Consider the following 23457-nt stretch of genomic DNA (forward strand, 5'->3'; position numbering starts at 1 on the left):
TCAGCTCCTTGAACTGTTCGTGTGGTGGATGAAGTGCTCGTAGTCGTCGTAGGTCTGATCGATGTGTGCCTCCATCGCCTTGCGGGCCGCCTCGGGGTCACCGGACCGGATTGCGTCAAGCACGAGGCCGTGGTGCCGGATCGCGTGTTTCTGGACCTCCCGGAAGGACGACGTTTCCCGCCGCATTGTGTAGAGCAGTTGCCCGAGCGGGCCGAGGATCACCGGCACGAACGGATTTGCCGAGGCACGCAGCACCGCGTCGTGGAAGTCGAGGTCGGCGGCGGTGACGGCGTCGAGGTCGTCCGCCTCGTGGGCGGCCTTCAGCGCCTCGACTGCGGCGGCCATCTTCGCCAGGTCGTCCTCGCTCGAATGCCGGGCGGCGAGTTCGGCGGCTCCGATCTCAACCATGCGCCGGACCTCGAGCAGCCGCAGCGCAACTTCGCTCGAACCGATGCCCAGCGAGGCCGAGCGGAGGATTGCCTCAAGGTTCGTCCACTGGGCCGGGGGATTAACGAAGGTTCCAAGACCGCGCTTGATGGAGATGACGTTCTGCGCCTCGAGTTTCTTCAGCGCCTCACGCACGGTGAGGCGGCTGACGTCGGCATCCCTGGCCAGTTCGGCCTCGGGCGGCAGCGCTTCATGGGGGGCGAACCTTCCCTCGATGATCTGCTGCAGCAGGTTCTCGAAGACCGACTCAGCGAGTGACTGCCGGCCCATCAGGGGCTCCTCCCTCAGCTGCATGGTTGGTCCCTGCGTTCTGGCTGTCCGTCGTCCTTCGAGCAGGCGCAACGACCTGGATGACCGAGGAGTCGTCGGCCGTGCCGAGCCCGTGCGTCTGCCCCAGCAGGAACAGCTGCTCGGCCGCCGCAGCGACCGGTGCGGCAAGTCCCGCCGCCCGGGCGGCCTTGCCGACGATGCCCATGTCCTTGACGAAGATGTCGAGCCGGCTCAGGACCTCGGTACCGCCGTCATAGCCTTCGATCATGCGCGGTCCGCGGTTTGAGAGCATGAACGACGCCGCGGCTCCCGACTCAAGCGCACGCAGCGCCAGTTCCTGATCGAGCCCCAGCGCGTCGGCCAGGGCGAGCGCTTCGGCTGCGGCGGCGATGTGCACCCCGCACAGCAGCTGATTGACCGTCTTCATCGCCTGCCCGTCACCGGGCTTGTTTCCAACAACCGTCAGCGTCGAGGCGAGCCGTTCGAGGACGGGCCGGGCCTTCTCGAGAACGGCGGGCTCGGCACCGAGCACGATCAGCAGGTCGCCGTCACCTGCGCGCGCCGGCCCGCCCGAGAGCGGGGCGTCGACGAGCCCCAGCTGCAACGCGGCGAGGCGCTCGGCCCAGGCCGGCACGGCGTCAACGCCAACGGTGCTGGTGATCACGACGACGGCGCCCGGATTCATCACCTCGGCCACGCCATCGGCGCCAAAGAGCACCGCCTCGACCTGGGCGGCATTGCGTACAGCGAGCAGTACGATGTCCGATTCGGCTGCCGCGGCGCGGGCGGATTCACACGACGTCGCTCCGGCCGCGTCGGCGGCTTGGCGCAGCGCATCGGAGGGGTCGAAGCCCCGCACGGGAAAGGATCCGGCGAGCCGGCGTGCCATTGGCAGGCCCATCGCGCCGAGGCCGAGGACGGCGACGGTGGGGACGTTCGCATCCGGTGGGTTGCTCATTTCCGTTTCCTCTCCCTCGGGACTTCTCGGCTGTGGCTCGGTGTCACGGATGCACGCTGAGCGTCTGCACGACGTCGGCGAGTGACTCGTCATTTCCGACGTTGCCGGCAAAGACGACGTAGGGGACTCCGCGGGCCGGCCCGTCCACGGGCTGCCAGAGCGAGACGATGCCCGGGAGCATTGGCCCGCGCACCACAGCATGGCGGATCTCAAGCCCGTGGGCCGCGACATCGGACGAGGTGATGCCGCCCTTTGCAATGACGAACCGCACCTTGGCTGCAGCGATCGTTGCGCGGACGACGTCGACAACCGACTGCGACACGAGCCGGGCGATCTGCAGGCTCCGCTCCGGATCCTCCGAGCGCACAAGCCGGCGGCTTGTATGGAGGATGACTTCGCCGCGGCCCAGCCCTTCGACAACCGCGGCTGTCGTGCTGCCGATCTCGGCCTCCCGCGTCTCCGGCTCGAGGAGTGCCTCGACCGACAGTTCGACGCGCACGGCGGGGTGCCGGCGCACGAGGGCGTCGAGTTGGCGGGTGGTGAGCCCGACGTGGGAACCCACCACGATCAAACCTCCCGCCTCGGGCGCATCGAGGCCGGCGAAGACCTCTGACGCGGTGAGGGGAGCGTGTTCGCTCTGGCCGATGCGGGCGCGCACGAACGGCGGACCCACCCGGTACAGGAGCTTCCTGCCGCGGCGCTCCGCCTCTTCGAGCCCCAGCGCCAGGGCGCGGAGGTCGTCCTCGTTGATGATGTCGGGAACGATCGGCGTCGAATCCCGGGCGTTTTCGAGGGCGTCGGCGATGGCGCCGGTGCCGCTGCGGATAGTGGCGAGGTCGATCAGGATCACGCGTGCGGCAGGGAGGCGCCCGCCGGACTTCTCCTCGATGTACTCCGCGAGGTTCGAGGAGGTGAAGCCGAAGGTGGCGTCCTTCGCGAATTCGGTGTCGGCGACCGGGGTGAGCCCGCCGTCGTTGTCCCGCACATAGTGGACGCCTCCGATGGTGATGCGGCCGGCCTCGGGGAACGCGGGGACGACCACGACGCCGTCGGTGGGAATGCCCTTGACGTCCCTCAGGGTAGCCGCGATGGTGTCCGGTTCGAGCGGGAAGTGCCCGCGCAGGGTGGAGTCGCTGCGGCTGACGAAACCGATCGTGGTGCCGGTCGAGTCGGCGGCGGCAACGGCGTTGGTGACGATCTCCCGGTTCCGTCGCTCGGCCTCAGCGGGGTCGAGACTGCGGGTGTTCGTCAGCACGTACACCGCCGGAGCGGCTGCGCCGCGGATGCGGTGCGAGAACGCCCACCGGAAATCATCGGGTTCCCAGGCGGTGAGGACCGGGAGGTCGGCAACGGATTGGGTGCCCGTTGGGTCGTCATCGAGGACCACAAGGACCCGCCCCGAGGCCGCGACGACGGCGGCTATTTCCCGAGGATCGGTGGGGACGGTGCCCGGATACTGGGCGAGCAGCGCTGCTTCGCGTGTCAAGAGTATTCACATCCTCGGGAAGACCTTGTCAGACGTCATATGTGTGGTGTTAGTGTTTCAGCCAGCATCTAGCCCGTCAACGAATTGGGGGCGTTGCTGCAGAACACTCACTGACCGGGCAACGGGGCTTGGCCAGCGTTCCGTCGAGGGGTACATCACCGTGGATATACAACTTCTTTTGGCACTGGTTCTGGGAATTGCCACAATCATCGTCCTCGTGCTCCGCACGCGTCTTGATGCCTTTGTGGCCCTCCTGATTGCGGCTCTGGTGACCGGCATGGTCGCAGGTCAGGCGCCGCTGGACATCGTCTCGTCGATCACCACAGGGTTCGGCAATACGCTCGCCACGATCGGAATCGTGATCGGCCTCGGCGTCGGGATCGGCAAGATCCTCGAGGTGTCGGGTGCGGCGACAGCGCTCGCCCTCGCGTTCCTGAAGGTCTTCGGCAAGGGCAGGGAGCCGTGGGCGATGGGCAGCGTTGGAGCCCTCGTCTCGATTCCGGTGTTCTGCGATTCCGGGTACGTCATCATGAACCCACTCGCCCGGTCGATTGCGCGCGTGGAGAAGGGCGGCTACATCGTCCTCGCCCTGGCGCTCGGCTGCGGCATGACTCTCACCCACCACCTCGTCCCGCCGACACCGGGGCCGCTCGCCGTCGCCGGTATTCTCGGGGCGGACCTCGGCGCGCTCATCCTGGCCGGGCTCGTCTTCACCGTGATCCTGCTGCCGGTCGTGGTTTTCTACGCAAAGTGGATGGGTCCGAAGCTCGAGTCGCAGATCAACGCCAACGTCCGCACTGCCGTCTACGGCTCGGCCGCCGCGGTGTCGACCGGCGGGCGTTCGGCCGGCGCATCCGGGGGAGCGTCAACCGGCACGACGCTCGCCGACCGAACCGCAACAGCGGACGCCGCCCCGGCGGGTGCCCATGTGGATGGGCGCGACGACGACCCCGGCGCCGGCGACGCTCCGGTGGATCCCGCAGCCGAACTCGGCACGCCTCCCGAGGGGGCGAAACCGCACCGGGTAGGAGCGTTTGTCGCATCGCTGCCGCTGCTCATCCCGCTGCTGCTGATCATCCTCAACACGGTGAGCGGCGCCATCGACCAGAACAACCAGGGTGTTGTCGGCACCGGCGAGTACGAGCCGTCCGCCTGGGCCGTGCCGCTGGCCTTCATCGGCAATCCCGTCGTCGCGCTGGTGATCGGTGTCCTCCTCGCCGTCTATGTCCTGCTGCCGCGCTGGACCCCGCGCTCCAAGGTGCAGGGCTGGTTCGCTGACGCCGCCGCCTCCGCAGGGCTCATCCTCCTGATCACCGGCGCAGGTGGCGCACTGGGACAGGTGCTGCGCGACTCCGGCGTCGGCGACGCCCTCGCCGTGGCCATCGCCGCGACCCCGCTCCCCGCCTTCCTCGTTCCGTTCCTCATCGCGTCACTGGTGCGCATTGCCCAGGGCTCCGGAACGGTCGCAATGATCACCGCCGCCTCAGTCACAGCTCCGCTGGTCGTCTCCCTCGGCATCGATCCCATCGTCGCAGCCCTGGCCTGCACCGCCGGTTCGATGGTGTTCAGCTACTTCAACGATTCCTACTTCTGGGTGGTGACCCGTTTCGCCGGCCTGGATGGTACGGCGGCCCTGCGTGGGTGGTCGGGGATCACCACGGCCGTCTGGGCCGGGTCGATTCCCCTGCTGTTCCTCGCGAACCTCGTGCTCGGGTAACCGGGTACTTGGGGGAGGCCGTCGTCGCGGAAGCGGCGGCGGCCTTTTGCTTTGCTGATCGCCGGTTGGCGGGCAGTGGCCGGTCAGAGCTGCGGGACGCAGGCCCCGGAGCCCAGCCGTGCAAGGCCGGCGCGGTCGCCGTCGGCCAGTTGGGTGACGTTGTTGTTTTCCGCGTGCATCAGCTGGGTAGGGTCGTCGACATGATCGAGTCCGAGCACGTGCCCAAGCTCGTGCACGATGACTGCCCGGACCAGTCCGGATCCTTCGGGGTGTTGGAGGGTCTGCGACAACGAGGGTGCGTCGAGCACCACCTGTCCGGCGACGTAGACCCATGGGTGGCCCGGAGTGCTCGCGATCTGGCTTCCGCCGAGTCCCGCGACGTCGCCGACGAGGCCAGGGGTTTCCTCGGGAGTTGACCAGGCGATCAGGACCGGCGCCCAGCGCTTGCCGTAGCGGTCGGGCTGGAACTTCCCGCGCTCCATGGTCGGCGCTTCGGACGTGGAGCCGTCATTGACGAAGGTGAGCCCCGTCGCCGCGGATATGCTCGCCACTGCTTCCTCGACGAGGATTTTTGATCCCGGCGGAGCGTTATCCGGCCGGACGACGTAGTGGATCGGTCGGCAGGGGTCGTAGGCGACGAAGTCCTGGTCCTTGTTAGGGGAGGGCTGCAGCAGGTACTGATCCGATGCCGCCACTGCAGAAGGCTGTCCTAACGGGTCCTTCGAGGCTTCGACTCCCCGCGGAGGAACGTCAGTACCCGGCAGGTACGGAGCGGCGGCCGGCAGGACGTAGCGCTGGAACAGACTGGGGCTGAAAGACAGGCCAATCACAAGGGCGATTGCAAGCCCGTTGCGGATGCGTCCTTGGGTTGCAGGGTGCCTCTCCTTGCTGCGGGGCGGGACCGCCCGCGCCTTCGGCTTGGTTCTTTTGCGCCGCGGCAGCGACGCGTTGTAAGCCTCAAGCTGCTGCATGAGTGTTTCTTCGAGCGCCCAGGCAGGGGTGCGGCCGCTCCGCGACGAAGGCGGCGTCCCGTCGGATCTTCCGCTAATGCTGTTCAGGTCGCGGTCCTCGGACCCGTCCCCCAAGACTTGCATGACTTGGGGAGCCTAGCCGACGAGCTTCGCGTAAATCACGTAGTTGTCGTCGAACTGGCCGGTGGCCGGGTCGAACCCGTCACAGGTGATCAGGCGCAGCTCGGCCCCGTCGGTATTGCCGTACACCTCGGTGGTGGGAAAGGCGTCCTTCGCATACTGCTCGCCTCGGTCGACGGCGAATACTGCGGTTGTGCCGTCCTCGCGGGTCACCTCGATTTTGTCCCCGGCCTTCAGCTGCCGCAGCGAAGCGAAAATGCCCGGCCCACCGTCGGTGGCATTCACGTGCCCGAGGAGGACGGCCGGTCCGGGCTCGCCCGGAGTGGGGGACTGGTTGTACCAGCTGGCCGGAGCACCGGGGCCGTCGGGTGGCACTTCAAGCGTTCCATTGGGGCGCAGACCCAAGCTGAGCAGCTCCGACTTCGCGCCCGTTGAGGGAATACTGAAGGCAACAGGTGGCGATTCCGGCAGCGATGGAAGTTGTGATTCTGAGGCGCTCGGCGCAGGCGTTGGCTTCGCAGGGGCCGAGGTCGATGGCACCGAAGAGGAGGCCGGATCAGGGGTAGCCGAGACCGTTGCCGGCCTTTCGACCTGCGGGGCTGCATCGGTTGCACAGCCGGAAAGTAGGAAAAGAGCAACCGCCGCAGAAGCAAGAAAGCTCCTGCGGCGGTTCCTGATTGAACTAATCATGCGTAGGACAATATCCGATCAGTTCTTGGTGTAGGTGGACTATGCCTGGGCGGCGACGCGACGCCGCACCACGAAAGTTCCACCGGCTGCTGCCGCGAGGACAAGGCCGCCGCCGAGCGCGAGCGCGCCCATGTTGTTAGTACCTTCCTGAGCAACGCCGGTGTCAGCGCCGCCGACGGGCATCTGAACTACCTGCGACGGTGCTGCGGGAGTGTTCTGAGCAACGATGCCGGCCACGATGCTCGCGTCGTAGGCAGGGTTGCCTGCAGCGTCGCAGCCAGTCCCATCTCGATCGGCATCCAGTTTCAGCTGGTAACCCGGCGTGCCTGCAGGGATGTTGTAGACGCCCACTGCCGCTGCTTCACTGCAGTTTGCAAATGGGAGGGATACTGCCATCGCCGGTGCGGCCGAGATTGCCGTGAGACCTGCTGCTGCTACCAGTGCGAATCCTGCTGTACTTTTCTTCAATTTTTCCCCAATTCATTTGTGACGTTTGAGGCCCATGTGATGGGCGTAATGAAATTGTAACTCGGAATTTTGACTGTTTGGTCCACCTCGTGGTTATCGCACCCACTACCGATCGTCATCTCACCAGGGCTTGCAAGACACCCTGCTCCCACCAAGCTGTTTCGCCACCCGCTCGATCAAGACGCACACGGGATGCGGCTCGTGACTTTCTATGACGGACGGTTCTCGACGCGGGCGCCGTCCTGCCCGTAGGGTCGAATTCAGAATCAAGAGTTCCAACGCAAAACCCTGGTTTGTTGGACGGCAACCCTCTCGCTGTAGCGGGGTGCCCCAGGTGAGGATTCGGCCCGGCCGGCGGAGATGACCGGAGGGCAAGTACGGCACTTCCTTTCGGTGGTGCCCTAATGCAAGGGTTCTTTTGCCATGTCCTTATCCCCGCATTCCTCCAATTCGCCCCGTCAGATCCGCTTCAACGCTTTCGTTATGAACTGCGTCGGTCACCAGTCGCCCGGTCTGTGGCGCCACCCCGAGGACCAGTCCTGGCGGTACAAGGACCTGCGCTACTGGGCGGACCTCGCAAAGACCCTTGAAAAGGGACTGTTCGACGGCATCTTCATCGCCGACGTCCTCGGCACCTACGACGTCTACGGCGGCTCCGACGAGGCAACTCTCCGCCAGGGCACACAGACTCCGGTGAACGACCCGTTCCTCCTGGTCTCCGCCATGGCTCTGGTGACCGAGCACCTCGGGTTCGGCGTCACCGCAGGCACCGCCTACGAGCACCCGTACCCGTTTGCCCGCCGCCTCTCCACACTCGACCACCTGACGAATGGGCGGTTCGGCTGGAATGTCGTCACCGGGTACCTGCCCTCGGCGACGCGGAACCTCGGGCAGACCGACCAGCTCGAGCACGACGAGCGCTACAACCACGCCGACGAGTACCTCGAGGTGCTCTACAAGCTGCTCGAAGGCTCCTGGGAGGACGACGCCGTCATCCGGGACACCGAAACCGGCGTCTTCACCGACCCTGCGAAGGTCCACGGGATCGGCCATGAGGGCAAGTACTTCACGACGCCGGGGATCCACCTCAGCGAACCCTCCCCGCAGCGCACCCCGGTGATCTACCAGGCCGGGGCTTCACCGCGCGGGATCGCCTTTGCCGCGGGCAACGCCGAGGCCGTTTTTGTTGGCTCGCCGACCAAGGAGATCCTCAAGGACACCGTCACCAAGATCCGCGACGCCGTCGAAGCCGCAGGGCGCGACCGCTACTCCGTGCGCATCTACACGCTGCTCACCGTCATCACGGACGAGACGGAGGAGAAGGCGCAGGCCAAGCACGCCGAGTACCAGCAGTACGTCAGCTACGAGGGAGCCCTGGTGCTGGTCTCCGGCTGGTTCGGCGTGGACCTCTCCGCTTACGGACCTGACGAGCCCCTCGGCAATGTGAAGTCGAACGCCATCCAGTCGGCCGTCGCCAACTTCTCCAAGGTGGAGGACGACGGCAAGCCGTGGACGGTGCGCGACATCGCCGAGTGGGCGGGCATCGGCGGGCTGGGCCCCCGCATCGTCGGCTCGGGCGCGCAGGTCGCCGAGGAGCTTCAGGCCTGGGTCGAGGAGACCGACGTCGACGGGTTCAACCTTGCCTACGCCATCACGCCGGGCTCGTTCGAGGATGTGGTGAAGTACGTGGTTCCCGAGCTGCAGAAGCGCGGCGCGTATCCCACCGAGTACGTCGAGGGGACACTGCGGCACAAGCTCTTCGGCCGCGGAGACCGGCTGCCCGCCGAACACCACGGCAGCAGCTACCGCCTCGAGCCCGCCGCCCGCTGACATCTCACGGAATAATAAGCGGTTCCCTGAATCAATGAACCGACCAAAACCTACCGACACGGAACTGATTCTGTGAGGGCTGGACCGGCCCAGCTTCGAGGTCGGCCGCGGCACACGTGATCGGCCGGCTCAGCCGGCACGGCAAAGGCCCCGCCTCCTTCCGGAAGCGGGGCCTTTGTTGTGGGGCCTTGTTGTGACGGAGGGGCTCAGCCGCGCAGGCGCTCCATCCCTGGGTCGAACAGTGGCTCGGCTGCGACGGTGGCACGGACCCGCTCGCCGAAGTATTCGATCTCCACGGAGTCGCCCTCGGCAACCGCGGCCGGTAGCCAGGCGTAGGCGATGGGCCTGCCGATCGAGAACCCGTAGGCGGCGCTCGTGACGTACCCGGCGGCTTCGCCGTTCACGAACACGGGCTCCTTGCCCATCACCACGGAGACGCCGTCGTCGACCGTGAGGCAGCGCAGCGCCCGGGCCGCAGGCTCCTCCCGGCGGGAGACCAGGGCGTTGGAGCCCTTGAAGCCTTCCTTGTCCTTGTTGACCGCGAAACCGAGCCCGGCTTCGAAGGGGTGGTGCTCCGAGGTCATGTCCGCACCCCACAACCGGTAACCCTTCTCGAGGCGCATCGCGTTGAAGGCCCCGCGACCGGCGGCGATGATGCCGTGCTCCTGGCCCGCCTCAAACAACAGGTCCCACAGCCGAAGCCCGTGCTCCGCCGTTGCGTAGAGCTCCCAGCCGAGCTCACCGACGTACGAGAGGCGCATTGCGGTGACGGGGATGCCGCCGATGCGGATTTCTTTGGCGCGGAAGTAGCGAAGTGCCTCGTTGCTGAGGTCGTCGTCGCTGACCTTGGCCATGACGGTCCGTGCCAGCGGCCCCCACAGTCCGATGCAGCAGGTGGCGCCGGTGATGTCGGCGATGTACACCCACTGGCCGGGATCGCCCGCGGCCTGCTCCCGGGCCTCGCGGCGCAGGTACTCGAGGTCAACGTTGCTGTTGACGCCCAGCTGGAAGGTCTCCTCGCCGAGCCGCGCCACCGTGACGTCGCTGCGGATGCCGCCGTCGTCGTTGAGCAGGAGGGTGTAGGTCACCGCCCCGGGCTTCTTCGCGATGTTTCCCGTGCTGAGCCGCTGGAGCAGCGACAGCGCTCCGGGCCCGCTCACTTCGAGCCGCTTCAACGGCGTCATGTCGTAAAGGCCGACGGCCGTGCGGGTCCGCCAGGCTTCGGCCGCCGAAATCTCGGAGTGGAACATCCCCGCCCATTCGCCGCGCGGAGGCGCCTGCCATTCCTCGGGGAGCTCAGCGAGCAGTGGGCGGTTGGCTTCGAACCAGTGAGGGCGTTCCCAGGCCGCCGACTCAAGGAAAAACGCTCCAAGTTCCTTCTGGCGGGAGATGAACGGGCTGACGCGAAGATCGCGCGGGGATTCCCGGGGCTGCAGCGGATGCAGCACGTCGTAGATCTCCACGAAGTTCTGCTGCGAAGTTTCGCTGACGTAGGCGTCGCTTGTCTGCACCTTCTCGAAGCGGGTCACCTCGCACCCGTGAAGGTCGGTCCGGGACTGCCCCTCGACGAGCAGTTCCGCCATGGCCTTGGCCACGCCGGCCGAGTGGGTCACCCAGACGGCCTCCGCCACGTAGAACCCGTCGACCTCGGCAGATTCACCAAGGAGCGGACCGCCGTCGGGGGTGAACGAGAAGATCCCGTTGAAGCCCTCCGCGATCCGCGCCCCCTGCAGTGCGGGGAGCAGTTCCTGACTGTCCTTCCACGAGGGAAGGAAATCGGCTTCGGTGAAGTCGAGGCGGGACGGCATGCGGTGCTCGGACATCTCATCGGCGCCGACGCGGGGGAGGGTGTCGAGGTCAACCGGCATGGGGCGGTGCGCGTAGCTGCCGATCCCGATCCGGTCGCCGTGTTCGCGGTAGTAAAGGTCCTTGTCCTGGTAACGCAGGATCGGCAGCCGGGCGCCGCCGGGCTCGTTCTGTGCACCGTGCCCGGGCAGCGGCGTCGTCTTCACGTACTGGTGGGCCAGCGGCAGCAGCGGCACCTTCATGCCGACCATCTTTCCGACCTCCCGGCCCCAGAACCCCGCGCATGTGACCACGATGTCCGCGGGGACGACGCCGTCGGAGGTCTCGACGCCGGTGACCCTGCCGTTGGACTGGGTGACGCCGGTGACGGGGGTGGATCCGATGAACTTCACCCCTGCCTCTGAGGCGCGGCTGATGAGCAGCTGGACGGCGCGGGCGGCGGACGCGAGGCCGTCGGTGGGGATATACAGCCCGCCGAGCACGGCGTCCGACTTCAGCAGCGGGTAATGCTTCTCGCACTCGTCAGGGTCGATCAGCCGGCCCTCGATACCCCAGGAGGTTGCAAATCCCAGCCTGCGCTTCAGCTCGCCAAGCCTCGCCTCGGTTGTGGCGAGCTCAAGCCCGCCGACCTGGTTGAAGCAGGAGGTTCCGTCGTCGGCGCGCAGGGAGAGCAGCTTGTCCACTGTATAGCTGGCAAAGTCCGTCATGGTCTTCGACGGGTTGGTCTGGAAGACGAGGCCTGGTGCATGCGACGTGGACCCGCCGGCAAGGTGCAGCGGCCCCTGCTCAAGGACGGTGATGTTGGTCCAGCCTCGGGTCGCGAGTTCGTCGGCGAGGTTCGCTCCAACGATGCCGGCGCCGATGATAACTACGCGGGGTGATGCGTTCATTCTTGTTCTCCTGGTGGCGTCAGCGGAATACGACGGTGCGGGTGTTGCTCAGCAGGACCCGGTGCTGGCAGTGCCAGCGCACTGCCCGGGCCAGCGCCTGCGATTCGGCGTCGCGGCCCACTGTCACTAGGGCGTTGGCGTCCTGGGTGTGGTCGACCCGGAACACTTCCTGCTCGATGATTGGCCCTTCGTCGAGATCCGGGGTCACGTAGTGGGCGGTGGCGCCCACAAGTTTCACGCCCCGGTCGTACGCCTGGTGGTAGGGCTTGGCGCCCTTGAAGCCGGGAAGGAAGGAGTGGTGGATGTTGATGGCGCGCCCGCGCAGCGCGGTGCACAGCTCGTCGGAGAGGACCTGCATGTAGCGGGCCAGGACCACAAGGTCCGCGTCGTATTCCTCGACCAGTTCCAGCAGCCTGCGCTCGGCCGCCGGCTTGGTGTCGGCGGTGACCGGAACGTGGATGAAGGGCAGGCCGGCGGCCTCCGCCATGGAACGCAGGTCCTCATGGTTCGAGACGACGACGGCGAGCTCCCCGCCGAGGCTGCCTGCCTTCCACCGGGAGATCAGGTCATTGAGGCAGTGGCCGAACCGGGAGACCATCACCAGCACCCGCTGCGGGCGGCCGTCGTGGATGGTGAAGTCCATTCCGAAGTCGGCTGCGATCGCCGCAAACTCCTCGGCGAGGCCCTCGGCTGTGACCTCGGGGGACTCCCCGGTGAAGGCCGTGCGCAGGTAAAGGTTTCCGCTGACATGGTCATCGAACTGCTGGTGTTCAACGATGTCGAATTCCCGGTCGGCAAGGAAGCAGGTTATTGCCCGGACGATGCCGGGGCGCTCCGGACAGGCGAGGGTCAGCACGAATTGGGCGGTCCTGGTCTGGGGGTCTGTCACGGAGCCACCGGAGGGGCGGCTTCCAAGAGCAGTTGTCACTAATTCTCCTTTGAGGTTTCGGCGGCGACAGGACAGCGCCGCTCACCGGTGGCACAGCGTTCATCGCATTGATGCTTGGTGACCAGGTCGAACTGCGCGCCGCGGTGCTGGCTGACACCGGAGCGGACGGCACGTTCGACGACGGAGCTGGCAAGGCGCCGCCGCAACGACAACGGATCCCTGCGGAGATCGCGCGTCAAGGCGAAGCAGAGCAGCAGCATCACCAGGACAAACGGAAGGGCGGCGATGATCGTGATCCGTTGGAGCCCGGAGAGGGCCTCCGCCGGCTCGTCGCCTCCTGCCATCAGCATCACTGCCGCGACTGCGCCGGTGAGCACGCCCCAGAAGATCACGAGTCCGCGGGTCGGGTGTTCGGTGCCGTTGGAGCTGAGCGAGGACATCACCAGGGAGGCCGAATCGGCGCCGGTGACGAAGAAGATTGCTACAAGCACCATGGCCAGGATTGCTGTTGCGGCGGCGATTCCGCCGGAGAGGGGCAGGTTCCTCAGGAGGTCGAACAGGGCGCCGTCGAAGTCGATCGAGGGTGCGCCGTCGACGATTGTGACGAGCCCGTCGTTCGGGTCATCGGTTGCATCGGCTGCCTGCTGGACGCCGAATGCGGCTCCGCCGAAGATGCCGAACCAGATGACGCTGACCATGCTCGGCACGAGGAGGACGCCGGTGACGAACTGGCGGATGGTGCGGCCGCGGCTGATCCGGGCGATGAACATGCCCACGAAGGGCGTCCATGAGACCCACCAGGCCCAGTAGAAGATGGTCCAGCCGGACATCCACTCGCGCAGCGCCTCGTCACCGACGGCCTCGGTGCGTGAAGCCATTTCGGCAAAGTCACGGGCGTAGTCACCGATCGCTGCGGGGATCAGATTCAGGATGAACAGGGTGGGGCCGGCGACGAAAACGATCAGGGCGAGGAGGACGGCCAGCACCATGTTGATGTTGGCGAGCCATTGGATGCCGCGGCGGATGCCGGAGACGGCAGAGGCAACAAAGCAGACGGTAAGTATCGCGATGATCGCCACGAGCACCGGGGTGCCGAGCTCGCCGACCCAGCCGTTGGAGGCGAGGCCGCTTCCAATCTGGAGCGAACCAAGGCCCAGCGATGCGGCGGTGCCGAAGAGCGTCGCGAAGATCGCGAGGATGTCGATGAACTTGCCTGCCGGGCCTTCGACCGTGCGGCGGCCAAACAGCGAGGTGAAGGCGGCGGAGATCAGCTGACGGCGGCCGAGGCGGAAGGTGCCGTAGGCGATGGCGATGCCCACGACGGCGTACATCGCCCAGGGATGGAGCGTCCAGTGGAAGATCGAGGTGGCCATGGCCGTCTGGATGGCGGCGGGCGTCTGCCCGTCGACCGTCCCGGGCGGCGGAGAAACGTAGTGATAGAGCGGCTCGGCCACCCCGTAGAACATCAGGCCGATTCCCATGCCTGCAGCGAACATCATGGCAATCCAGGAGATGGTGCGGAACTCAGGCTTTTCGCCGTCCTTGCCGAGGGGAATGTCCCCGAAGCGGCCCAGGGCGAGCCAGAGCACGTACACAACAAAGAGGGATGCCAGGGCGATGAAGAGCCAGCCCGTGTTCTGCATGACCCAGTTCAGCGCCGTCTGGGAGGTGGTCGACATGCTTTCGGTGCCGAGGAAGCCCCACAACACAAAGGCAAGGGCCAGTACGCCGGTGATTCCGAAGATTACCCTGTCGAGCCCCAGCGGGCGCGGGGGGCGGGCCGCCGCGGATTCTGAACGCCCGACGTCCTGCTGCAGTTCGTCGAGAATCCGCTCATTGTCTTCACTGGGCGGGAGGGGTTCGTAGCCGGCAGGGTGCAAGGATCCACCCCGAAGGCCATTCTCCGTGCCTCTTGCGACAGGGATTTCGTTGCTGGTTGCCATGGCTCTTCCTTTGGATGGATGCTCGGGCCGTTCAGGTCTGGCCGTTGATGCTCAGTCCGGGCGGGAGGTTGGGGGCATCGCTTGACTCGGCGACCATGATGTCGCCGTCGACCACTGTTACTTCATGGACGCGCACGGGAAGCTTGGCCGGTGGGGCATCGACCCTGCCCGTCCGCAGGTCAAACTTTGATGCGTGTAATGGGCATTCGACCTCGCAGTCCTCAACCCACCCATCGGCGAGGGATGCATCCTGATGGGTGCAGGTGTCGTCGATCGCGAAAAGCTCGCCGTCCTCCGTATGGAAAACGGCGATGGGTGGCGAGGTATCGAGACGCAGGGCATCGCCCCGCGCTAGTTCGGTGAGGGGGCATGCCTTATGCATGAAGGTGGCCTCTCTATGGTGAGGAGCGGGCCCGGTCGGCGGTTGTTCCACATGAATCAACGAAGACCGCGATAAGCAACAGCGTGAGGTATATCACAGGGGTATGTCAAGGGCTGCGACGGAGCAATTTCCCCTCTTGACACGGTCTCCGCGCTTCCCGCAGAGTGTTCCGTATGACGAAGTACGTTGCGCATTACGCACAACATGGCAAGGAGCTGGTTTGCAGACTCTGGTAATCGTCGGAGCTTCCCTCGCAGGGCTTTCGGCAGCACGGGCAGCACGCGCCCAGGGTTTCACCGGGCAGCTGGTCATCGTAGGGGATGAGCTGCACCGGCCCTACGATCGGCCCCCGCTCTCAAAGGATTTCCTGCTCGGGAGAATCCCGGCCGAGGAGCTCGGCCTCGAGGCGGACCTCGACGAACTGCAGGCCGAATGGGTGCTCGGAGCGCCGGCCGTCTCCCTTGACGCCGCAACGCGCACCGTCCACCTCAAGGGTGGGCGATCCATCGAAGCCGACGGCGTGGTCATCGCGACCGGAGCCCGGGCGCGGACACTTCCCTGCCTCGCCGGACTTCACAATGTTTTCACACTGCGGACGATGGCCGATGCGCAAAGCCTCGCCCCGGAGCTCGTGGCCGGCAGCAGGTTGACCATCATCGGCGGCGGGTTCGTTGGCGCCGAAGTCGCAGCGACAGGGGCCTGCCTCGGGATGGAGGTCACGATCATCGACACCAAGCCCGTGCCCTTCGCCGCTCAGTTGGGCGAGGAGATGGGCGCACATGTCGCGGCCCTCCACCGGGCCAACGGCGTGAACCTCCTGTCGGGCGCGGCAGTCGAGGATTACTACTGCAGTGAAGGCAACGTCACCGGGATGCGGCTCGCGGACGGGCGGTATGTTCCGGCCGACGTCGTCGTCGTCGGAATCGGTGCGGAGCCGAACACCGAGTGGCTTAAGGATTCGGGCGTCCTGGTGCAGAACGGCGTCGTCTGCGACGGCATGGGCCGCACCAATGTCCCGGGGATCGTAGCGGTGGGGGACTGCGCCGCCTGGTTCGACAACTCCTGCGGAAACCACCGCCGGATGGAGCACTGGACCGGCGCGCTGGAGCGGCCGGCTCTCGCCGTCGCCGCCCTGTTGAATGAGGACACCCTCCAGTTGCCGCTGCGGCCCGGCTATTTCTGGTCCGACCAGCACGGGGTCAAACTGCAGTTCGCGGGAGACCGTACCGGCTCCGACCGGCTGGTGATCGAGGCGGGGGATCCTTCGGTCCACAGCTTCCTCGCCGTTTATTACTGCGGCGACCGCCCGGTGGCGGTCCTCGGAATGAACCAGCCACGCCTATTCACCAAGTGGCGGCGTTCCCTAAGCACCACCCACGTCCTGGCCGAGGCCGTGCTGTCTTCCTGATTTTTGCTTTCTAGTCCTGTTCCTGGGAGGAGTAATTGTGTCTGTTGAGGTAAATACACCGAGTCTGCTCCCGACGTTGCCGGGGTACACCTACGTCGACGAGGGAGTGTTCCGGGCCGAGCAGGAACGGATCTTCGAGCAGATGTGGTTCTGTGCCGTGCGTTCGGCGGACCTTGATAAGCCCGGCGCGTACAAGACGGTGCAGATCGGACGGGAGAGCGTGCTGATCTCCCGGACCCGCAAGGGCGGGATCCGCGCCTTCTACAACATCTGCCGCCACCGTGGAGTGAAGCTGTGCATGGAGGAATCCGGGCAGGCCGCGCGGTCGTTCCAGTGCCCGTACCACGCGTGGACCTACGACTTCGAGGGCAAGCTGATTGCGGCCCCTAACCTGACGAAGATGCCCGACATCGACCGGGACGAGTACGGACTGGTCAAGGTGCACGTGCGGGAGTACCTCGGGTATGTGTGGGTGTGCCTTGCCGCCGAGCCGCCGTCGTTCGAGGAGGAGGTGATGGGCGCGATCGAGGAGCGCCTCGGGGACCTGCGGGCCATCGAGGGCTACGACGTGGAGCACCTGAGCCTGGGCCGGCGCATCCGCTATGACGTGAAGGCCAACTGGAAACTCATCATTGAGAACTTCATGGAGTGCTACCACTGCGCCACGATCCACCCGGAGCTGACCGAGGTGCTTCCGGAGTTCGCCGACGGGCTTGCGGCGCAGTTCTTTGTGGGCCACGGGGCGGAGTTCGGCGGGGATGTCAAGGGCTTCACCGTCGACGGCTCCGAGGGATTCGACCGGATTCCGGGGATCGAGGAGGACCAGGACCGTCGGTACTACGCGATCACGATCAAGCCCACGGTGTTCGTGAACCTGGTGCCGGACCACGTGATCATCCACCGCATGTTCCCGATGGCGGCCGACCACACCATCGTGGAGTGTGACTGGCTGTACCTGCCAAGCGTGGTCGAGTCCGGGAAGGACCTCACCGCCTCGGTCGAGCTGTTCCACCGGGTGAACCAGCAGGACTTCGATGCCTGTGAGCGCTGCCAGCCGGCGATGAACTCGAAGGTCTACGCCAAGGGCGGGGTGCTGGTGCCCAGCGAACACCACATCCGTGAATTCCACGACTGGGTTGAAAGCAAGGTCGGCGACATTGTGCCGACCCGGTAGCAGTCAGCGTCCCGTGTAACCCATCTTCGAACTGATCAACTGCCCGGCCTGTGCGAGTGATTCGACCAGGCCGGGCTTGTTGTTGGGATCGAAGCGGAAGGCCGGCCCGGAGATACTGACGGCTCCGATGACGACGCCGAGATGGTTTCGCACGCCGACAGCAATGGCGCAGAGTCCAATCTCGAATTCCTCGACGACCGTGGCGTAGCCGTTGTGGGCGACGTCGAGGAGCTGTGTCTCGAGCTCCTTGCGGCTGGTGATGGTCAGCGGGGTGCGTGCGGGGAGGCCGGTTTCCTTGAGGATCCGGTCGCGCTCGTCGGATGTCAGGGAGGCGAGGAGCACTTTCCCGCTCGACGTGGCGTGCAGGGGAGTGAGGCTGCCGATCCAGTCGTAGGTGGCCAGGGTTGAGGGCCCCATCGCCTGGTCGACGTTGACTGCGAAGTTTGAGCGAAGCACCGCGAGGTTGACGGTTTCCTTGAACTCGCCGGCCAGTGCTTCGAGCACCGGCCGGGCTTCCCTGACGAGGCTGAGCCGGCCCGGGATGGAGCTGGCGAGGCGCAGGATGCCGAACCCGAGCTGGTATTTCCCGCGCTCGCTGTTTTGCTGGACCATTTCGCGTGCGACGAGGGAGCCGAGCAGGCGTGATGCGGTGGACTTGTGGATGTGCATCTCTTCGGCGATTTCGCTGACGCCGGCGTTGCCGTCGCGGGCCAGGATCTCAAGGATGGCCATGGCCCGGTCGACTGACTGGACGCCGCCGGTTTGGGCGATTTCGATGTCGAGATCCGGGTCGGGGGAAATATCGGAAGCCATGAACCCATGCTCTCACTTATTGGGTGGGGGCCGGTTCGGGGCGTCGGCGGTTATGCACCGACCGACAACGGCGCCGCCACCTGGTGCGTCACCTACGACTCGGCGGACGTGCCGGGGACTGGATCCAGCGGGTGTCTCCGCGGACCTTGCAGAGCCGGCTCTGGTGGAATTCATCGATGAGGAGGTCGCGCCGAAGTACGGGATGGATATTGAGTTCAAGGGGCTGAGCGACAGCAACACGATCAACCGGGCGGTGAGCGAGGGTGAGGTCGCGGCGACGATCTACCAGCACAAGCTGTGGCTGGGGCAGGTCCTTGAGGCGAACCCTGACTTCCGGGAGACGGCGGTGGGCCCGGTGTTCCGGTGGTGCTTTGGCATCTGGTCGGATAAGTACAAGACCGTGGAGGAGATTCCCGGCGGCGGGACCGTGTCGCTGTATTCGGATCCGGCGAACGAGGCCCAGGGGCTGTGGCTGCTGGAGCGCGCAGGGCTGATCACGCTGAAGGAAGGGGTGAACAAGTGGGAGGCAACGCAGAAGGAAATTGCCGAGAACCCGAAGAACCTTCAGTTCCGGCTGCTCGACTTCGCCGCGCAGTCGAGGGCGCTGCCCGACCTCGATGCGGCCGTTGGGTACACCGAGTACTACACGGCGGCGAAGATCCCGCTGGAGCAGCAGATCTTCGCGCCGCCCGCCCAGGATGAGTTTCGCCTCGCAGCTGACCGTGGGCACGGAGTACCTGGAGACGGAGAACATTAAGAAGCTGACCCAGGCGTTCCAGGATCCGGCCGTGCAGGAGTTTCTGTCGACCGATCCGGAGGTGAAGGGGCTGCTGCTGCCGATTGAGGGGGAGTAGCGGCATCGATGCGGTACTCTCCGTTTGCTTCACAGCCGCACTTCGCCAATGAGACATTGGCCGGCGGTGGTCACTGTCGCGTAATTGCGCCACCGACGAGGAGCCTTCGCAGCTCCAGGGGGAGTCGGCTGCCGGACGGCACGAAGATGTCATTGGCCGAATTGGCATATCACCAGCTGCGGGACAAGCTGATCATGCTGGAGATCCCGTCCCGGGGGGGAGCCATCAAGGACGGGCAGCTTGCAGCTGAGCTGGGCATCGGCCGCACGCCGATGCGGGAGGCGTTGAAGGGGCTGGAGCTCGACCACCTCGTTGTCTCCTATCCGCGCAGAAGCAACTTCGCCACGGTAGTGATCACCACCGAGCTCGTTGACGTGTCCGAGATCCGCGCCACGCGCAAACCGCTCGTCGCGCGGCGGGCAGCCGAGGTGGCGACGGCGGCGATGCGGGCCGAGCTGCGCGAGATGGATGCTGCAACCGGGGGGGGGGCTCGGCGGAAGTCAGCCCCCACGACCTGATGCGCATGAGATGAAGGTCTACTGCCTCACCGCCCGGACGTCGGCGAATCCTTACCTCAATTGTGTGTTGATCCGCTGCGACAATCCGGCCGCCCGGATCTGGTGCTTGGTAGTTGGGAAGGTTCCGTCTGTGGTGGAACGCATCGCAGAACACGTGGAACTGCTCCAATCGAAAGCTCGGAGCGACGCGGAACGGGCCGCCGAGGTAGCCGCGGGAGCATTTCAACACACTGGACATACGCGATTCTGCCGGATAGGCCGCCTTCAGAGAGTATTCCCGGGCCAGCCTTCAATCTAAGAAAAACGTCAGACCTGACAAACGTCACGAGTGCCGAACTCACGACTCAAAGATCGGGTTAGCTTCGGATTGGAGTGTCGCTCGTTTCCTGATAACTCATCCGCCTAAGGTGGAGCAGGATCAGATAAAGGAAGACGAGCATGAATATTGCAGAAATTAGTGTGGTTGCTGACACCGTTACGGCGGCATCAGCGGTAGCTGGCATTGTCATTGCTACCGCCCTTGGGCTGAAATCCATAAATCTCGCGGGTGATTCTGTGGAGATCTCCAAAGAAACCGCGAATATTGCCTCGGAAACTCAGAAGCGCGCGGAGAAAGACTACATCGCAGGGCGTGCGGACTATATCGCCGCGAACCTAGGTAACGTTATCGACCAAGTTGCACAGTTCAGGGCCGATATACATATGTTTTGGAAGGAAGTACCGCGTGCGCTTCTGGAGTCGTCGGAAGCTCACGTCCTAGCGGGTGGACTAACACCCTCTCAGGTGGAGGTGGAACTGAGGCGTAACGAATTGGAGAATAGGATTACGTTCCTTGAGGAGCAGCGACTGGCTTCTGAAGCTGCAGTTCATGGTTCTGTCTATAGGCTCAACGCCGCTGGACAACGTTTAATAGATTCCCTCGAGAGCACGAAGCACCTACCAGTAGATCCCGGCCATGCGAGCATGGCATTCCATGCAGACTCGGCAATCGCCGTTGTCAAACTAGTTCTCCGCTCGGTGCATCCAAATTACCTGTCGTTGATACCAGATGAGATGCCGCCTGCACCGCACGATGGTGAATTTGAAGGATGGTTCACCGATAACTTGCATCTAAGGGTCGACAATGAGGAGGACCGACGGGTCCAGGCTCAGGCACAGGCGTGGATCGCTCGTGAGTTGAGAAGTCTGGCGCATCCCTCTACTGCGACTCTGACCGACAGATTTATCGAGAATTTTGCAGTGGAGCGTTTGTACGAAGAGGTTTCCCAGATTACCGAGAGTCTGTACCTCACTGCTGCGCCTTGACCTTCCCGAGTAGCCGGGAGTTGGATTGTTCGGTCGGAGAGTCCCAGGTCCTGAACCAGATGTCAGGTTTTCCCTGAGTGACTGCTGAGGTCAAAATTCCCGTCGAGGTTGTTCGGTCCCACATGATGCGGCTCAAAGGGAGACCTATAACGATGGTCGGACCAAGTATCAGTGTCGAAAAACCTCCGTAAACATACTCTCGCGGAGCCTATTCGAGTCAGCGAAACGTCTTAGTCCGCATCTGCTTCATACCCAGCCGGCCGAGGCTGCTCACCTCGAAGGTGTACGCATGGGGCCCGCTATAGTGCGATGAGATTGTCAGTATGAGTGCTACTGATACTCATACTGATGTCGGTCCCCTGTCCGGCGGCACAGTTCCGCCCGTTGGGTGTCATGCAAAATTTTAGAGAGGAACCGGAATGGCCAGTCCCACCGCGCTTGAACCCGAGGAGACACCGATAACGACTGCGGAGAAGGCGTCGGAGCAGCTCCAGAAGCTGGTAGGCAGAGTAATCGACACAGGCGCCGGTCCACTGGCAGGGTCGATCGCATGGGCTGAGGATCGGCTGGAACGCGTCCAAGGACCCCGCTACGAGCCCAACGCTGCCCCGACGCGGAAAGCTAGGCCGGATGAGCGCGAGGATATCGAGAAGACAATAAAGAGGCTGATCGTTGAGTCGGTCGAAGCAGCTGGCGTCAACGGTTTCGTGACTGGGCTCGGTGGGTTCATCGCAATGCCAATCACCGTTCCCGCGAACATGGCGGGCGCACTCGTAATCAATGCACGTCTCACCGCCGCCATCGCATACCTGCGTGGGTATGACCCCAAGGATCCACATGTCCGTACGGTGGTCACGCTTATCGCCGTGGGTTCGAACGCACAGCAGATCGCGAAGACCATCGGCATTAAGGCGGGCGAGAAGGTGGCGATGCAGGTGATCAAGAAGCTCCCGATTGTGCTGATTCACGAAATCAACAAGAAGGCTGGTTTCATGCTCCTGGCCAAGTACGGCTCGAAGCGTTCGCTCATCACTTTGGCGAAGGGCGTACCTCTCGTCGGCGGAGTAGTCGGCGGAGGGGTGGATGCGACCATGACCGGTGTAATTGGTCGCACCGCTAGAGCGATGTTCCCCGTCGATTGAGTGGTTCGCTTCTCAAAGCCAACCCAGTGGATGCGCGAAATGGAGCCAGCGCCGGAATGGGCCGATGATGATGGTGTCGTTGAAGCCGAGACTAGCCTTGGCCGCACTTCTTACACGACCACCAGGGAGTAGCTGACAACAAGCACGCCGAAATCCCCCCCGCCAGTGCTCTCAAAAATATCAGCTGTCGCGGAAGATGACGTGGATTCCCAGCGAACCAAACATGCCGGTCAGCATGGTTCGGGTGTTTCGGGCTGCCTGCTTCCGAAGCTCCGACTCCTCCGCGGCGGTGGTTATCTTCGCTTCTGCGAGTTGGTAGAACTCCGTCTGCTCGGGCGTTTCAAACGCGTCGACTATCCGGTCGAAGATGCCGCGTTTCTGATCGTATAAGTATGTCCGGTCAGAGTTGAGGTTGGGCTTGTCGAGTATCGGCTCTGGCAGCCGGACGGTCACCGACTTGCCGTCCGCGGACAGCTTCAGGTCCTCCTCGTCGAGCCCTGACAGATCCACGTAAGAGTTGACCGTGCCCGCCGCGACGAAGAGTGTTCGTCGTCCAGCGAGGATGTCGGGCGCAAAAGGTACGTCCTTCTCGCTGTCCAGTATCACCTCGAAGTTGCCCACCGCAGCGTGGTATTGGCTGATTTCCTGTACTGACTTCAGCAGTACGGGCTGGCTCCGGTCAATCTGGCTCACCTGAAACGGGCTGGCCCCAAAGAGGTTTACGGCACCAAGCCCGGCCAGCACCAGGATGGGCATGCCAACCACCACAAACGCGATGGTCTTTAGAAGCTTGGTGATCGCCGGTCTCCTTCCAGCTCTTGAAAGGCCCGGGGCCGTTCCTGCGGGTTCGCCTGTCCGGCGGGTGCCAGGTGGGCTGATTGCAGCCTCAGTGTAGCGCGGGTCTCGACTCGGCTGGCGGGCGCAATCCCAGCCGCCGTGCTATCAGCGGCGGCTGACTTCGGCCTGATCAGAACACTTGGATCGGCCAATGAGTAGTGCGGGCCCACGTCTATGGGTTTTGGTTTTCATTTCGTAGTCATCATGGCGATAAACATGGCTGCTGCGACGGCTTCATCGGCATTTCTGACGTCCTCCAACCGCACCGCACGAAGAATGTTTTCCTGCTGGCTCTGCGAGAGGGCTTCGGTGAAGTCGACCGTGCTGGCCGCATCCATTTCGCTCTAGCAGTCCTGATTTGGGACAACAGCCATACCCAGCTGGGGCTCCTAGGAATCCCACGTTGGAAACCGCACCCTAGCGGGGGCTGAGGCCTTGGCAACACGATTATGATTCCTCATAGCAGTGGGATAGAAGTGAATCTTGTTACAGCTGTGCATAATGGCTTCGGAGCTCTTGTCGCCAGATGGGCTGAGCCC

General features: G+C 64.5%; 20 protein-coding genes, 1 pseudogene and 1 riboswitch. Of the genes and pseudogenes, 8 read left to right on the forward strand and 13 right to left on the reverse strand.

Going from position 1 to position 23457, the window contains the following annotated elements; all coding sequences use genetic code 11:
* Genes AC4D14_RS09925 through AC4D14_RS09935 form a run of 3 tightly spaced genes read right to left on the reverse strand, consistent with a single transcriptional unit; the run spans position 1 to position 3161 of the window.
* Complete coding sequence (locus AC4D14_RS09925; RefSeq protein WP_490901885.1) at positions 1 to 717, reverse strand: FadR/GntR family transcriptional regulator; 717 nt, start codon at positions 715 to 717, stop codon at positions 1 to 3.
* On the reverse strand, positions 695 to 1675 hold the full coding sequence (locus AC4D14_RS09930; protein ID WP_490901886.1) for an NAD(P)-dependent oxidoreductase: 981 nt from the start codon (positions 1673 to 1675) through the stop codon (positions 695 to 697). Before AC4D14_RS09930 ends, AC4D14_RS09925 begins: the two co-directional genes overlap by 23 nt.
* Before the next feature lie 43 nt (positions 1676 to 1718).
* Positions 1719 to 3161 carry a four-carbon acid sugar kinase family protein gene (locus AC4D14_RS09935; RefSeq protein WP_490901887.1) on the reverse strand — a complete coding sequence of 481 codons (1443 nt, stop codon included), beginning with the start codon at positions 3159 to 3161 and terminating at the stop codon, positions 1719 to 1721.
* Between the two features lie 160 nt (positions 3162 to 3321).
* Here AC4D14_RS09935 and AC4D14_RS09940 point away from each other — a divergent pair, with 160 nt between their 5' ends.
* A complete protein-coding gene (locus tag AC4D14_RS09940; RefSeq protein ID WP_490901888.1) occupies positions 3322 to 4878 on the forward strand; it encodes a GntP family permease in 1557 nt (518 codons plus the stop codon).
* A gap of 83 nt (positions 4879 to 4961) precedes the next feature.
* On the opposite strand, the gene AC4D14_RS09945 is transcribed toward AC4D14_RS09940, so the two are convergent.
* Genes AC4D14_RS09945 through AC4D14_RS09955 form a run of 3 tightly spaced genes read right to left on the reverse strand, consistent with a single transcriptional unit; the run spans position 4962 to position 7127 of the window.
* On the reverse strand, positions 4962 to 5972 hold the full coding sequence (locus tag AC4D14_RS09945; protein ID WP_490901889.1) for a matrixin family metalloprotease: 1011 nt from the start codon (positions 5970 to 5972) through the stop codon (positions 4962 to 4964).
* A gap of 12 nt (positions 5973 to 5984) precedes the next feature.
* Positions 5985 to 6659, reverse strand: coding sequence for a class F sortase (locus tag AC4D14_RS09950; protein WP_490901891.1), 675 nt, complete (start codon positions 6657 to 6659; stop codon positions 5985 to 5987).
* Positions 6660 to 6698: 39 nt separating this feature from the next.
* Complete coding sequence (locus AC4D14_RS09955; RefSeq protein WP_490901892.1) at positions 6699 to 7127, reverse strand: excalibur calcium-binding domain-containing protein; 429 nt, start codon at positions 7125 to 7127, stop codon at positions 6699 to 6701.
* A 264-nt stretch (positions 7128 to 7391) separates the two neighbouring features.
* A riboswitch (SAM riboswitch) is annotated at positions 7392 to 7511 on the forward strand.
* Between the two features lie 39 nt (positions 7512 to 7550).
* Between AC4D14_RS09955 and AC4D14_RS09960 the strand changes: the two genes are divergently transcribed.
* Complete coding sequence (locus AC4D14_RS09960; RefSeq protein ID WP_490901893.1) at positions 7551 to 8957, forward strand: LLM class flavin-dependent oxidoreductase; 1407 nt, start codon at positions 7551 to 7553, stop codon at positions 8955 to 8957.
* Positions 8958 to 9163: 206 nt separating this feature from the next.
* On the opposite strand, the gene AC4D14_RS09965 is transcribed toward AC4D14_RS09960, so the two are convergent.
* Genes AC4D14_RS09965 through AC4D14_RS09980 form a run of 4 tightly spaced genes read right to left on the reverse strand, consistent with a single transcriptional unit; the run spans position 9164 to position 14867 of the window.
* Positions 9164 to 11653, reverse strand: coding sequence for a GcvT family protein (locus tag AC4D14_RS09965; protein ID WP_490901894.1), 2490 nt, complete (start codon positions 11651 to 11653; stop codon positions 9164 to 9166).
* 19 nt (positions 11654 to 11672) lie between these two features.
* Entirely contained in the window at positions 11673 to 12581 is a 909-nt protein-coding gene (gene purU / locus AC4D14_RS09970) for a formyltetrahydrofolate deformylase (protein WP_490901895.1), read from the reverse strand.
* Positions 12581 to 14485, reverse strand: a complete 1905-nt coding sequence (locus AC4D14_RS09975) for a BCCT family transporter (RefSeq protein ID WP_490901897.1) — start codon at positions 14483 to 14485, stop codon at positions 12581 to 12583. Before AC4D14_RS09975 ends, purU begins: the two co-directional genes overlap by 1 nt.
* Positions 14486 to 14516: 31 nt before the next feature.
* Positions 14517 to 14867 carry a bifunctional 3-phenylpropionate/cinnamic acid dioxygenase ferredoxin subunit gene (locus AC4D14_RS09980; RefSeq protein WP_490901898.1) on the reverse strand — a complete coding sequence of 117 codons (351 nt, stop codon included), beginning with the start codon at positions 14865 to 14867 and terminating at the stop codon, positions 14517 to 14519.
* Between the two features lie 220 nt (positions 14868 to 15087).
* Between AC4D14_RS09980 and AC4D14_RS09985 the strand changes: the two genes are divergently transcribed.
* Positions 15088 to 16275, forward strand: a complete 1188-nt coding sequence (locus AC4D14_RS09985; protein WP_490901900.1) for an NAD(P)/FAD-dependent oxidoreductase — start codon at positions 15088 to 15090, stop codon at positions 16273 to 16275.
* 37 nt (positions 16276 to 16312) lie between these two features.
* Positions 16313 to 17449 carry an aromatic ring-hydroxylating oxygenase subunit alpha gene (locus AC4D14_RS09990; RefSeq protein ID WP_490901902.1) on the forward strand — a complete coding sequence of 379 codons (1137 nt, stop codon included), beginning with the start codon at positions 16313 to 16315 and terminating at the stop codon, positions 17447 to 17449.
* 3 nt (positions 17450 to 17452) lie between these two features.
* Here AC4D14_RS09990 and AC4D14_RS09995 read toward each other — a convergent pair whose 3' ends face one another.
* Positions 17453 to 18262: an IclR family transcriptional regulator gene (locus AC4D14_RS09995; RefSeq protein ID WP_490901904.1), complete on the reverse strand. Its 810-nt coding sequence runs from the start codon at positions 18260 to 18262 to the stop codon at positions 17453 to 17455.
* Positions 18263 to 18425: 163 nt separating this feature from the next.
* Here AC4D14_RS09995 and AC4D14_RS10000 point away from each other — a divergent pair, with 163 nt between their 5' ends.
* The 4 genes and pseudogenes from AC4D14_RS10000 to AC4D14_RS10015 all read left to right on the forward strand — a co-directional run bounded on the left by AC4D14_RS10000 (position 18426) and on the right by AC4D14_RS10015 (position 22081).
* Entirely contained in the window at positions 18426 to 19019 is a 594-nt protein-coding gene (locus AC4D14_RS10000) for a MetQ/NlpA family ABC transporter substrate-binding protein (RefSeq protein ID WP_490901906.1), read from the forward strand.
* Between the two features lie 243 nt (positions 19020 to 19262).
* A pseudogene (locus tag AC4D14_RS10005) lies at positions 19263 to 19932 on the forward strand (GntR family transcriptional regulator).
* Between the two features lie 140 nt (positions 19933 to 20072).
* Positions 20073 to 20939, forward strand: coding sequence for a hypothetical protein (locus AC4D14_RS10010; RefSeq protein ID WP_490901907.1), 867 nt, complete (start codon positions 20073 to 20075; stop codon positions 20937 to 20939).
* A gap of 419 nt (positions 20940 to 21358) precedes the next feature.
* The gene (locus AC4D14_RS10015; protein WP_490901909.1) at positions 21359 to 22081 is read left to right on the forward strand and encodes an EcsC family protein; all 723 of its coding nucleotides are present in this window, start codon (positions 21359 to 21361) and stop codon (positions 22079 to 22081) included.
* A 180-nt stretch (positions 22082 to 22261) separates the two neighbouring features.
* Here AC4D14_RS10015 and AC4D14_RS10020 read toward each other — a convergent pair whose 3' ends face one another.
* Both AC4D14_RS10020 and AC4D14_RS10025 read right to left on the reverse strand, forming a co-directional pair.
* Positions 22262 to 22837, reverse strand: a complete 576-nt coding sequence (locus AC4D14_RS10020; protein WP_490901911.1) for a DUF4230 domain-containing protein — start codon at positions 22835 to 22837, stop codon at positions 22262 to 22264.
* A gap of 269 nt (positions 22838 to 23106) precedes the next feature.
* Positions 23107 to 23256: a hypothetical protein gene (locus tag AC4D14_RS10025; protein WP_490901913.1), complete on the reverse strand. Its 150-nt coding sequence runs from the start codon at positions 23254 to 23256 to the stop codon at positions 23107 to 23109.
* Between the last annotated feature and the right edge of the window lie 201 nt (positions 23257 to 23457).

The sequence above is a fragment of the Arthrobacter sp. TJ-254 genome, assembly GCF_058269175.1.